The following is a 12,337-nucleotide window of genomic DNA, read 5'->3' as shown; positions in this document are numbered from 1 at the left end:
TCAAAACTTGTTCCCTCCGAGACGGATCCCGAGTAGTGCGGGGCACGTGAAACCCCGTATGAATCCGGCAGGACCATCTGCCAAGGCTAAATACTCCCTGGCGACCGATAGTGAAGCAGTACCGTGAGGGAAAGGTGAAAAGCACCCCGGAAGGGGAGTGAAATAGATCCTGAAACCGTGTGCTTACAAGAAGTCAGAGCCCGATCTATGGGTGATGGCGTGCCTTTTGTAGAATGAACCGGCGAGTTACGTTCCCGTGCAAGGTTAAGGTGAAGAGCTGAAGCCGCAGCGAAAGCGAGTCTGAATAGGGCGAATGAGTACGTGGACGTAGACCCGAAACCGGGTGATCTACCCCTGTCCAGGGTGAAGGTGCGGTAACACGCACTGGAGGCCCGAACCCACGCATGTTGAAAAATGCGGGGATGAGGTGGGGGTAGCGGAGAAATTCCAATCGAACCCGGAGATAGCTGGTTCTCCCCGAAATAGCTTTAGGGCTAGCCTCGGAAAAAAGAATCGTGGAGGTAGAGCACTGATTGGGTGCGGGGCCCGCAAGGGTTACCAAGCTCAGTCAAACTCCGAATGCCATAGATTTAGTTCCGGGAGTCAGACAGTGAGTGCTAAGATCCATTGTCGAAAGGGAAACAGCCCAGACCATCAGCTAAGGTCCCCAAGTGTGTGTTAAGTGGGAAAGGATGTGGAGTTGCACAGACAACCAGGATGTTGGCTTAGAAGCAGCCACCATTGAAAGAGTGCGTAATAGCTCACTGGTCGAGTGACTCTGCGCCGAAAATGTAACGGGGCTAAACACACCACCGAAGCTATGGCTTGATGCTTGCATCAGGGGTAGGGGAGCGTTGAATGCGGGTTGAAGGTGTACCGGAAGGAGCGCTGGACTGCATTCAAGTGAGAATGCCGGTATGAGTAACGAAAAGATCTGTGAGAATCAGATCCGCCGAAAGCCTAAGGGTTCCTGAGGAAGGTTCGTCCGCTCAGGGTAAGTCGGGACCTAAGGCGAGGCCGATAGGCGTAGTCGAAGGACAACAGGTCGAAATTCCTGTACCACCGTAATCCGTTATGAGCGATGGGGTGACGCAGTAGGGTAGTGACGCGGACTGATGGATGTCCGTCTAAGCAGTGAGGCTGATGTGTAGGCAAATCCGCACATCGTAAGGCTGGGCTGTGATGGGGAGCGAAAATTATAGTAGCGAAGGTCATGATCTCAGACTGCCAAGAAAAGCCTCTAGCCAGGAGAAGGTGCCCGTACCGCAAACCGACACAGGTAGGCGAGAAGAGAATTCTAAGGCGCGCGGAAGAACTCTCGTTAAGGAACTCGGCAAAATGACCCCGTAACTTCGGGAGAAGGGGTGCCTCGGTAGGGTGAATAGCCCGAGGGGGCCGCAGTGAAAAGGCCCAAGCGACTGTTTAGCAAAAACACAGGTCTGTGCGAAGCCGCAAGGCGAAGTATACGGGCTGACGCCTGCCCGGTGCTGGAAGGTTAAGGGGAGTGGTAAGCCTTCGGGCGAAGCTATGAACCGAAGCCCCAGTAAACGGCGGCCGTAACTATAACGGTCCTAAGGTAGCGAAATTCCTTGTCAGGTAAATTCTGACCCGCACGAATGGCGTAACGACTTGGGCGCTGTCTCAACGAGAGATCCGGTGAAATTTTAATACCTGTGAAGATGCAGGTTACCCGCGACAAGACGGAAAGACCCCATGGAGCTTTACTGCAGCTTGATATTGAATTTGGGTACGATCTGTACAGGATAGGTGGGAGCCGTAGAACTTTGAGCGCCAGCTTGAGGGGAGGCATCCTTGGGATACCACCCTGATCGTATCTAGGTTCTAACTTGGTACCGTAATCCGGTACGAGGACAGTGTCAGGTGGGCAGTTTGACTGGGGCGGTCGCCTCCTAAAGAGTAACGGAGGCGCCCCAAGGTTCCCTCAGAATGGTTGGAAATCATTCGAAGAGTGCAAAGGCAGAAGGGAGCTTGACTGCGAGACCTACAAGTCGAGCAGGGACGAAAGTCGGGCTTAGTGATCCGGTGGTACCGCATGGAAGGGCCATCGCTCAACGGATAAAAGCTACCCTGGGGATAACAGGCTTATCTCCCCCAAGAGTCCACATCGACGGGGAGGTTTGGCACCTCGATGTCGGCTCATCGCATCCTGGGGCTGAAGTAGGTCCCAAGGGTTGGGCTGTTCGCCCATTAAAGCGGTACGCGAGCTGGGTTCAGAACGTCGTGAGACAGTTCGGTCCCTATCTGTCGTGGGCGTAGGAAATTTGAGAGGAGCTGTCCTTAGTACGAGAGGACCGGGATGGACGTACCGCTGGTGTACCAGTTGTTCCGCCAGGAGCACCGCTGGGTAGCTATGTACGGAAGGGATAAGCGCTGAAAGCATCTAAGCGTGAAGCCCCCCTCAAGATGAGATTTCCCAATTAGTAAGACCCCTTGAAGACGACGAGGTAGATAGGTTGGGGGTGGAAGTGCAGTAATGCATGGAGCTGACCAATACTAATCGGTCGAGGGCTTATCCTAAGATAAGACGCAATGAGTTTCGGATCCAGTTTTCAGGGTGTAACCTTGAAGGTATGTAGAAGTACATACGACAAGCGTATGGCGATTCATTCACAGAATCTGTGATGAACCGAATAACCTTACGAAGGAATTTGCGAGGCAAATTCATGTTTGGTGGCGATAGCGGAGGGGTTCCACACGTACCCATCCCGAACACGACCGTTAAGCCCTCCAGCGCCGATGGTACTTGGACCGCAGGGTCCTGGGAGAGTAGGACGCCGCCAAGCAACAAGTAAAAAGGATCATGATCTCAAGAAGATCATGATCCTTTTTTGTATATAAGTGAATTTATTTATATTCTTATTCCTCTGTTGCTTACTCAAAGTGAAATATGCTTTTGTAAGTAGAGAGGTATCTTTAAAGCCGTTTGTTTATAATAGTTGTCCTTCGTAGGAGTACAGTTGTTTGTACAGGGAAATACTACGGGTTAGGGCTGTTGATGAAGGCTTGACACCCCTATACCGCTTTGCTAAGATTGCAATAATATATTTTCAGAGAGCCTTGATTTGTCCATGTCGGACAGACAACAAGACCAATACAGACTAAACATTTTGAAGGAGGATCATCTTGGTGTGGGAAGATAAATTCGGTAAGGAAGGCCTTACCTTTGACGATGTTTTGCTGGTACCTCGTAAGTCGGTGGTACTGCCCAAAGAAGTAAGCGTAGCAACTCGTTTGAGTGATAACGTGAAGCTGAACATTCCTTTAATGAGTGCTGGTATGGATACTGTTACTGAGGCAGTGCTAGCAATTGCGATGGCTCGTGAGGGCGGTATTGGTGTTATTCATAAAAATATGTCGATTGAGCAGCAAGCGGTAGAGGTAGATCGGGTTAAGCGCTCAGAGAGCGGTGTTATCACCAATCCATTCTCATTGACTCCGGATCACTTGGTATCCGATGCTGAGGCCGTTATGGGTAAATATCGTATTTCCGGTGTGCCTGTTGTAAACGAAGAGAACAAATTGGTGGGTATTATTACTAACCGTGATCTTCGCTTTATTCACGACTTTGATCTTAAAATTAGTGAAGTCATGACGAAGGAAGAACTGGTAACTGCACCAGTAGGCACGACTTTACAGGAAGCGGAAGTCATTTTGCAAAAGCATAAAATTGAAAAGCTTCCACTGGTCGATGAAGGGAACTACCTCAAAGGTTTGATCACCATCAAAGATATTGAGAAAGCTATTCAATTTCCGAACGCAGCGAAGGATGCACAAGGGCGTCTTCTGGTCGGTGCGGCTGTCGGCATTTCCAAGGATACGTTTGAACGGACTGATGCACTTGTAAAAGCTGGTGTGGATTTGATTGTTGTGGATTCCGCTCATGGACATCATATTAACATTATTGAAGCAGTCCGCGAGTTGCGTAAAACATATCCTGATCTGACGATTGTAGCAGGTAATGTAGCTACAGGTGACGGAACGCGCGAATTGATTGAAGCAGGAGCATCGGTCGTTAAGGTCGGTATTGGTCCAGGCTCTATCTGTACAACACGCGTAATCGCAGGGATTGGTGTTCCACAAATAACAGCTATTTATGATTGTGCAACAGTAGCACGTGAATATAATATTCCGATTATTGCAGATGGCGGTATTAAATACTCTGGTGAAATTACAAAGGCCATTGCGGCAGGGGCCTCTGCAGTAATGCTGGGAAGTCTTTTTGCAGGTACGGAAGAGAGCCCAGGCGAGTCGGAAATTTATCAAGGACGTCGCTTCAAAGTATATCGTGGTATGGGCTCTATGGCTGCGATGAAGCAAGGTAGTAAAGATCGTTATTTCCAAGATGACGACAAGAAATTGGTGCCGGAAGGTATTGAGGGACGCGTTGCTTATAAAGGGCCACTTTCCGACACTGTTCACCAGCTGTTGGGCGGTCTTCGCTCCGGTATGGGATATTGTGGTACTGCTAATATTGAGGAGCTTCGAAACGATACAAGCTTTATCCGTATTACAGGTGCAGGTCTGCGCGAAAGCCATCCGCATGATGTGCAGATTACGAAAGAAGCACCAAACTACTCTCTATAAAGTTCGGCTGTAATAGACTTGACGACAGGCAGAGCGCATTTCGCTCTGCCTGTCTTTTTTTAGAGATACCCCTGTGATAGAATAGACAAGTGTCCGCCTTCTCATGAGGTTATTGATGAATTAGGACGCTTAGGTATTTTGGACGATTCCTACCAGTTAAGAAGATTCGGGCACAGAATGCTCATGACAAGCTATATCTTAGGAAACGAAATGACACTAAACTGTATAATACTAAAACATTAATTCTTTGGCCAAGTAAAGGCTGTAACCACCGTCTCGTTATACATAGCATAGCGGTTCGGGTTGAGGTACGAGAGGAGTTTGTATTCATTTGAAAGCGAACAATTTTAAGAAAAATAATAAACGCAGCATGATTAAAAAGAGTGTGACTGCAGTCATGGTGCTTAATATGATGTATATGTCAGCCTTACCTGTTGTAGGAAATTTCGATTCAAGCGTGGCTACTTTTGCTGCTGGAGCGGCAACAGAGGCAACGAATATCACGGGAACAGGTTCTATTAACCCCCCTAGTCTGGCACTTCGTTCAGCTATTTTGATTGAGCCTTCCACTGGGCAGGTTTTGCTCTCTATGAATCCAGATGAGCCGCTCCCGCCAGCCAGTATGACCAAAATGATGACAGAGTACATCGTAGCGGAGCAGGTTAAGCAAGGCAAACTTAAGTGGACGGATAAGGTTACAGTGAACGAGAATGCTTCTAAGAGTATCGGATCACGTATTTTTTTGGCTCAAGGGGATCAACATACGGTAGAAGAGCTTTATATTGCCATGGCAGTAGGTTCTGCCAATGATGCAACAGTAGCTCTTGCTGAACGCGTATCTGGAACCGAGCAGGATTTTGTGAAACTAATGAATGAAACAGCTCAGAAAATGGGTATGAAAAATACGTATTTTATCAACTCGACTGGTTTGGATCGCAAGGATATGCCTGCAGGGTTTCAACCGGACACAGACCGGGAAACTGTGATGACTGCGAGAGACGCAGCTACTCTAGCAGGTTACATCATTAAGGACCATCCAGATTATACACGGTTTACCACAATTCAATCGTACAAATTCCGTCCAACCGATAAAGCACCGATTATTAACTATAACTGGATGCTGGAAGCGAACAAAAATATTACTAACTTTAGAAAATTCGCTTATCCAGGTTTAGACGGAATGAAAACAGGTCATACGGCTAATGCTGGAAACTGTTTTACAGGTACGGCTGAACGTAATGGAATGCGTCTCATCAGTGTAGTTATGGGCGCTGACTCTGATGCACACCGTTTTACAGAGACGGCTAAAGTGCTGAACTATGGCTTTGATAACTTTGAAGTGAAGCAGGTTGTTGCTCCAAAGACGGTGGTTAAAGGTGTTGAGAATGTGCCTGTGACCAAAGGTACGGAAACAGAAGTGCCGATCGTCACAAAAGATGCAGTAAGTTTTATCGTGCCTAAGGGTGCGAGCAATCCTAAGGTAACCTTTACAACGAATATAACACCAGCAAGCTCTCTCGTGGCACCTTTGAAGCAAGGGGCAAAAGTCGGAACGATTACGTACACATACAAAACGGATGGCGTGGATAAAGGCCAGACGAAAACTGTTGATTTGGTTACAACTACAGCAGTAGAAGAGGGCGGTTGGTTCCGAATGCTTTTCCGGGCAATTGGTGATTTCTTCGGCGATTTGTTCCAGGGAATTAAAAATCTCTTCTAAAGATGAAACGCTAACCGGTCTAACCTGTTCTGCATTACTTATTTTGCAACTTGAAATGATTGTGTATTTGGCGTTCGTACGGTAAAATCTTAAGTTAGAAATCTAAACGTAACCCTTACAGGAGGCAACGACATGGAAACGGGAACTTCGCGTGTAAAAAGAGGTATGGCAGAGATGCAAAAAGGCGGCGTAATCATGGATGTCATGAACGCTGAACAGGCTAAAATTGCTGAGGCAGCAGGCGCTACAGCCGTAATGGCTCTTGAACGAGTGCCTTCGGATATCCGTGCAGCGGGTGGGGTTGCTCGCATGGCTGACCCTACGATTGTGGAAGAGGTAATGAAGGTTGTTTCTATTCCTGTTATGGCTAAGGCTCGTATTGGTCACTTTGTTGAGGCAAAGGTACTGGAATCTCTAGGTGTTGACTACCTCGATGAGAGCGAAGTATTGACACCTGCGGATGAGGTATTCCATATCGATAAGCGGGAGTTCACCGTTCCATTTGTTTGTGGAGCAAAGGATCTAGGGGAAGCATTGCGTCGTATCGGTGAAGGCGCATCTATGATCCGTACAAAGGGTGAACCGGGAACTGGAAATATTGTTGAGGCTGTTCGTCACATGCGTTTTATCAATGGTCAAATTCGCAAGGTGCAAAACCTGTCGAAGGACGAGCTGTATGCAGAAGCGAAAAACCTCGGAGTTGCTTATGAGCTGCTGTTGGAAGTGCATGAGCTTGGTAAGCTTCCAGTGGTTAACTTCGCAGCGGGCGGTGTAGCAACACCTGCAGATGCTGCGTTGATGATGCATTTAGGCGCTGATGGTGTATTTGTAGGTTCTGGTATCTTCAAGTCGGATAGTCCTGAGAAATTTGCGCGGGCCATTGTGGAAGCGACCACTCATTATACGGATTACAAGCTGATTGCAGAAGTGTCCAAGAATTTGGGGACTCCTATGAAAGGCATTGAAATTTCCAAACTGGCATCGCATGAGCGCATGCAAGATCGTGGTTGGTAAGAAAGAAGGGACCAGCATGAAAATAGGTGTATTGTCGCTGCAAGGCGCTGTAGCTGAGCATATACGAAGTGTTGAACGTGCGGGTGCTGAAGGTATAGCAGTGAAGAAGATCGAACAGCTCGATGAGCTGTCCGGTCTTATCATTCCCGGTGGTGAAAGCACCACTATCGGTAAGCTAATGCGCAAGTATGATTTTATAGAGGCTATACGCCAATTTTCCAATCAAGGGAAGCCTGTATTTGGCACTTGCGCGGGATTGATTGTACTGGCCAAGACGATTCAAGGTCAGGAAGAAGCACATTTGGGACTCATGGATATTACAGTATCGCGTAATGCCTTTGGTCGCCAACGAGAAAGCTTTGAAACTGACTTGAACATTAAAGGGATTGAGGAGCCGGTTCGTGCGGTGTTTATACGCGCGCCTTTAATACAATCTGTCGGAATGGGAGTAGATGTGCTGTCTGAGTATAACGGCGAGATTGTAGCAGCCCGTCAGGGTCATCTGCTGGCTTCATCCTTCCATCCGGAATTAACAGACGATTACCGGTTACATCAGTATTTTGTGGATATGGTCCGCGGATAGCGGAAAGTCAGGTTTGTAGTGTAGGAGGGATCACCTGTGTTAGATATAAAGATTTTGCGTAATGAGCTTGGTCGGGTTGAGAAAGCTTTACAGAACAGAGGTAAATCTCTGGATCTGATTAATGGTTTTACAGATCTGGATGTAAGCCGTCGTGAGTTGCTTCAGGAAAGTGAAGGACTCAAAAATCGTCGGAATGTCGTATCTGGTGAAGTAGCCAAGTTGAAGAAGAATAAGGAAAATGCGGATGATCTTATTGCTGAAATGCGCCAGGTCTCCGATCGTATTAAAGAATTGGATGAGCAAGTGCGGGAACTGGAAGTTCAGATCGACGAACTGGTGATGTCGATTCCTAATATCCCTAATGAGACTGTGCCTGTAGGCGCTTCGGAAGAGGATAATGTGGAAATTCGTCGCTGGTCGGAGCCGCGCGAGTTTTCTTTTACACCCAAAGCGCATTGGGAGTTGGCTCAGGATCTAGATATTCTTGATTTTGAGGCTGCAGCTAAGGTGACGGGTTCTCGTTTTACGTTCTATAAGGGACTGGGAGCGCGATTGGAACGTGCGCTAATCAACTTTATGATGGATCTGCACAGCAGTGAGCATGGTTATGAAGAAATGCTACCTCCATACATTGTAAATCGGGACAGTCTGTACGGAACGGGTCAGCTTCCGAAGTTTGAAGAGGATCTGTTTAAACTGCGTGATACCGAGTATTATCTTATTCCTACGGCCGAAGTTCCGGTAACGAACTACCACCGTGAAGAGATTATGAATGCAGATCAGCTTCCTAAATATTATGTGGCATACAGCTCTTGCTTTCGCTCAGAGGCAGGATCAGCAGGGCGTGATACACGTGGCTTGATTCGTCAGCATCAATTCAATAAGGTGGAAATGCTCAAGCTGGTTCACCCAGATACCTCTTATGAAGAATTAGAGAAAATGACGAATAACGCTGAGCGTGTTTTGCAGCTGCTCGGACTTCCATATCGGGTTCTGGCACTTTGCACAGGAGATATGGGTTTTACGTCTGCCAAAACGTACGATCTGGAAGTATGGTTGCCGGAGAGCGGCATGTACCGTGAGATTTCTTCCTGTTCCAACACTGAAGACTTCCAAGCGCGTCGTGCAAACATCCGGTTTCGTCCAGATGCGAAGGCAAAGCCTGAATTTGTACATACACTGAACGGTTCAGGATTGGCTGTAGGACGGACTGTAGCTGCTATTTTGGAGAACTATCAGCAAGAGGACGGAAGCATTGTGATTCCCGAAGTGCTACGTTCATACATGCGAGGCATTGAGGTTATAACTCCTAAACAGTAAGCCTTGCATTCTTAAAAATTCTGTGGTAAAATAATTTTGTTGCGCCTGAGTTGTTTAATAGAGGGAAGCAGCTTTATCCATTTACCACCTGGAGAGGTACCGAAGCGGTCATAACGGGGCGGTCTTGAAAACCGTTAGAGTGCAAGCTCACATGGGTTCGAATCCCATCCTCTCCGCCATATTCTAAATAAAACCAAGCCATTCGAATCTGATAGCTGGTACATTAGGCTCTATATGCTAATGATCAGGAATCGTGAAGAATGGCTTTTTTGTTGTATAAAAAACCTGTTTTTTTCACACGTTATCAGATGTGGAGGTGCTGGCATGAATCGAGAAATGACAGTAGATCAGCAAAAGCTGGTAGAGGCCTGGCAGGAACAACTGCCGATTCTTTTGAATTCAGGGGATAAATCACAGGTACAGGCAGATGAAGCTGATAACCGGGCTATACGAATCCATATCGAGGTAGAAGGCCGACAAATGTACTCCTTTAACTTTGCATGTACGTATGTAGATTCTCGGGAGGTACAGGTTAGCTTAGTCGATGTAGAGCGTGACGGACGGTCTGTGGATGAACGAACAGATATCATTCAGCAGCTGGTGTCCGATTATACGCGGCACATTCACCAATGCGCCCAAACATTACAGTCATTAACGCACTCGTAGTCATGAAGGAATGAGGAGGAAGGTTACATGACCAAGGCCAAAAACGGATTGGATAAAAACCTGTCCAACATTGTCGATGATTTGGAACAACGTCCAGTCAATAGTCATCAGGCACAGCAAGTGCAGCAGGATCGTAATGATCGTCGTCATCAGGATTCACTGAATCACGATAAAACGGAAGATCTGAACCATCTATAGTCCTATTTTAAATGGTAATAAACGGATTCGTTGATGTGCCAATAATTTAGACTGAGAATGGAGGATGCGTAAATGGGCAAACCTAGAGCTGTTCCTGTTCCCGAGGCTCAGGATTCTGGTGGAAGTAACGAAAAGCGTGAGCGTAGTCATCAACAAGAGCCGTTATCCGGTTCCAAGAAGGTGAAACAGCGCAATCACGTGGATCACCATAACAGACAAGGTTCATAAGCAGTCAGACTTTTCTCCTAAAAATATTAAGAAGTATAGTACACCCTGGTTAGAGAGCCAGGGTGTCTTTGTGCTTATTGCAAGAAAATTTTCCAATAAGTGTTTCGCCGTTTATGAATATGAGTTAAAATAGAGGGTGTGTATTTTTTTGTTAGCATAAAAAAAGGGGTTAATTATGAGAGGAGAGAATCTACACAATGAGTAAAAAATTATCCGTCTTGGTCCTCACTATGGTGTTGCTAATGACGGTAGCGCTGGTAGGTTGTAGCAAGAAGTTAGAACCGAAGGAAGCTGTTACGACTGGCACAGCAAATGCGATGAAGTTGAATTCCTATGAATCCAAAAGTCAATTTACCGTTAAGGAACTGACAATTACCTCCGCTTCTGTGCCAGCTGAGCAAAGTGCAATGGTAACTAGCATGCTGAAAAATGCTGATATTACACTGGATGGCGTATACCAAAAGGAGCCTTTCCAATCTGAAATGACGCTTGGCATTCATTTGAAGGGTGATCTTTCTACTAGCTTTACGATTCCAATGGTAATGACTAAAGATAAATTGTACGTTAAAATTCCTAATATTCCATTTTACCCGCTTCCACAGGATGTTGTAGGTAAATTCCTGCTCATTGATCCACAAGAACTGGCTAAACAAACGGGACAAGAATTTAACCCTGCAACCATGGATCAGGAAAAATCTCAGAAATTTGCGAACGAAGTGATTGCTGCGATCATGGGCGAGTATGATCAAGCTACGTATTTCTTTGATATTGATCCTAAAGATGCTAAATTGCCACAAGGCGTTGAAGCTAAACAAGTGGTTCAGTTTAAAATCACGAACGATAACGTGAAGCAAGCGACCAATACATTTATCACTAAGGCGCTTCCTAAGGTCTTGGATATAATGTCTAAAGACGAATATGCTGGCATGCTTCAAGTGAAGAAGGAAGAACTGGCTGAAGCGAAAAAAGAACTGCAATCCAACACCAGCGAAGTTAGCAAAAAGCTGGATGAGTTGAAGAACTATTTGACAGTGAAACAGTTTGACATTAACACTGCTTTGAACAAGGATAACGTTCCTGTGTATCAAGATCTGAATGCGAACGTGGAAGTGAATGATCCTTCTACGAAAGATAATGTGAAGTTGTCTGTAACAGGCTATTCGCAATACAGCAAAATCAATGAAAAAGCATCATTTAAAGTGGGGATTCCAACAGCGGACCAAGTCCTCACTATCGAACAACTACAACAAAAAATGCAAACTGTATCTCCTTAAACAGAGGATGACAGGATTACAAACATCATTTCTTCGAATGTGATGTAAGAAAACCGCTCGGCATAGGCCGGGCGGTTTTTTTGTTCATGATTAAGTTGTCCTCCGTGCAGTTGTTCAGATTCGTCACACATCATCTTCAGCTAGAATCCCGAACATCTGATGATCCTGCCATTCGCCCTGAATCTGTACCAGCTTGCGAGCAATACCTTCCGGTTGAAAGCCACACTTCTGTAATACACGTTGTGAGCGATCATTATGCAGAAGGGTACCTGCTTGGAGACGATGTAGAGATAAGGCACGGAAGGCATACTGTATGATCAACTTTAAAGCGGCCGTCATATGTCCCTTACCCTGCTCATGTTGATCCATCATATAGCCGACGTCGGCGAATTGTCCAACTCCGCGCACCAGATTGGAAATGGAGATGTAACCTATCAGCCGTTCTTTTTCTAAGAGAAAGATACCAAACAAGTACCCTCGATCTTCTTCCGCTTGACGCAATCTCTCACGGATGTAATCCTGTTGTTTCTGTAGAGTGAAAAATGAATCCTCATACAGTGGCTCATAGGGCGCATGAGAGTCCCTATTTCGAAGTCTAAGGGCGAGAAGGGCTTCGCCATCCTCCAAGCTTAGGGGACGTAAAAAGATACCTTGAGGCGTATTATACAAGCTCATAGGCATAAGGTGATCTCCTTTCACGCGGAATTAGCAGTGAGATGAAGAGCTTTG

At 46.4% G+C, this 12,337-nt stretch carries 10 protein-coding genes, 1 tRNA gene and 2 rRNA genes (1 of these 13 only partly in view); 12 read left to right on the top strand and 1 reads right to left on the bottom strand.

What is annotated here, in order from left to right; translation table 11 throughout:
• From G7035_RS07950 to G7035_RS07895, 12 genes are all read left to right on the top strand, one after another.
• Positions 1-2,538 (top strand): 23S ribosomal RNA (locus G7035_RS07950); it begins 387 nt to the left of the window's first position.
• A gap of 149 nt (positions 2,539-2,687) precedes the next feature.
• Positions 2,688-2,804 (top strand): 5S ribosomal RNA (gene rrf / locus G7035_RS07945).
• 343 nt (positions 2,805-3,147) lie between these two features.
• Positions 3,148-4,605, top strand: a complete 1,458-nt coding sequence (guaB, locus tag G7035_RS07940; protein WP_016818536.1) for an IMP dehydrogenase — start codon at positions 3,148-3,150, stop codon at positions 4,603-4,605.
• A 331-nt stretch (positions 4,606-4,936) separates the two neighbouring features.
• Positions 4,937-6,325 (top strand): D-alanyl-D-alanine carboxypeptidase family protein, encoded by a 1,389-nt coding sequence (locus G7035_RS07935; protein WP_016818537.1) that lies wholly within the window; start codon positions 4,937-4,939, stop codon positions 6,323-6,325.
• 132 nt (positions 6,326-6,457) lie between these two features.
• Entirely contained in the window at positions 6,458-7,339 is an 882-nt protein-coding gene (gene pdxS / locus G7035_RS07930; protein ID WP_013368723.1) for a pyridoxal 5'-phosphate synthase lyase subunit PdxS, read from the top strand.
• A 16-nt stretch (positions 7,340-7,355) separates the two neighbouring features.
• Positions 7,356-7,922: a pyridoxal 5'-phosphate synthase glutaminase subunit PdxT gene (gene pdxT / locus G7035_RS07925; RefSeq protein WP_017427217.1), complete on the top strand. Its 567-nt coding sequence runs from the start codon at positions 7,356-7,358 to the stop codon at positions 7,920-7,922.
• A 36-nt stretch (positions 7,923-7,958) separates the two neighbouring features.
• Positions 7,959-9,242, top strand: a complete 1,284-nt coding sequence (gene serS, locus G7035_RS07920) for a serine--tRNA ligase (protein ID WP_013368725.1) — start codon at positions 7,959-7,961, stop codon at positions 9,240-9,242.
• A 90-nt stretch (positions 9,243-9,332) separates the two neighbouring features.
• A tRNA-Ser gene (locus G7035_RS07915) sits at positions 9,333-9,421 on the top strand.
• 145 nt (positions 9,422-9,566) lie between these two features.
• Positions 9,567-9,908 (top strand): hypothetical protein, encoded by a 342-nt coding sequence (locus G7035_RS07910; RefSeq protein WP_017427219.1) that lies wholly within the window; start codon positions 9,567-9,569, stop codon positions 9,906-9,908.
• Positions 9,909-9,935: 27 nt separating this feature from the next.
• Positions 9,936-10,106: a hypothetical protein gene (locus G7035_RS07905; protein ID WP_017427220.1), complete on the top strand. Its 171-nt coding sequence runs from the start codon at positions 9,936-9,938 to the stop codon at positions 10,104-10,106.
• Between the two features lie 72 nt (positions 10,107-10,178).
• A complete protein-coding gene (locus tag G7035_RS07900) occupies positions 10,179-10,334 on the top strand; it encodes a small acid-soluble spore protein P (protein WP_014599349.1) in 156 nt (51 codons plus the stop codon).
• A 197-nt stretch (positions 10,335-10,531) separates the two neighbouring features.
• The gene (locus tag G7035_RS07895) at positions 10,532-11,608 is read left to right on the top strand and encodes a hypothetical protein (RefSeq protein WP_031462570.1); all 1,077 of its coding nucleotides are present in this window, start codon (positions 10,532-10,534) and stop codon (positions 11,606-11,608) included.
• Positions 11,609-11,731: 123 nt separating this feature from the next.
• Here the strand turns inward: G7035_RS07895 and G7035_RS07890 are convergent, their stop codons facing one another.
• Positions 11,732-12,289 carry a GNAT family N-acetyltransferase gene (locus G7035_RS07890; protein WP_019685756.1) on the bottom strand — a complete coding sequence of 186 codons (558 nt, stop codon included), beginning with the start codon at positions 12,287-12,289 and terminating at the stop codon, positions 11,732-11,734.
• Positions 12,290-12,337: the final 48 nt, after the last annotated feature.

It is taken from the genome of Paenibacillus polymyxa (genome assembly GCF_015710975.1).
GTDB classification, from domain to species: Bacteria; Bacillota; Bacilli; order Paenibacillales; family Paenibacillaceae; genus Paenibacillus; species Paenibacillus polymyxa.
This window is presented reverse-complemented; position numbering and strand designations above follow the sequence as displayed.

Excerpts from the sequence above, each read along its gene's own strand:
- pdxS (WP_013368723.1), top strand. The coding sequence starts at position 6,458 with ATGGAAACGGGAACTTCGCGTGTAAAAAGAGGTATGGCAGAGATGCAA.
- pdxT (WP_017427217.1), top strand. The coding sequence starts at position 7,356 with ATGAAAATAGGTGTATTGTCGCTGCAAGGCGCTGTAGCTGAGCATATA.
- G7035_RS07910 (WP_017427219.1), top strand. The coding sequence starts at position 9,567 with ATGAATCGAGAAATGACAGTAGATCAGCAAAAGCTGGTAGAGGCCTGG.
- G7035_RS07905 (WP_017427220.1), top strand. The coding sequence starts at position 9,936 with ATGACCAAGGCCAAAAACGGATTGGATAAAAACCTGTCCAACATTGTC.
- G7035_RS07900 (WP_014599349.1), top strand. The coding sequence starts at position 10,179 with ATGGGCAAACCTAGAGCTGTTCCTGTTCCCGAGGCTCAGGATTCTGGT.
- G7035_RS07895 (WP_031462570.1), top strand. The coding sequence starts at position 10,532 with ATGAGTAAAAAATTATCCGTCTTGGTCCTCACTATGGTGTTGCTAATG.
- G7035_RS07890 (WP_019685756.1), bottom strand. The coding sequence starts at position 12,289 with ATGCCTATGAGCTTGTATAATACGCCTCAAGGTATCTTTTTACGTCCC.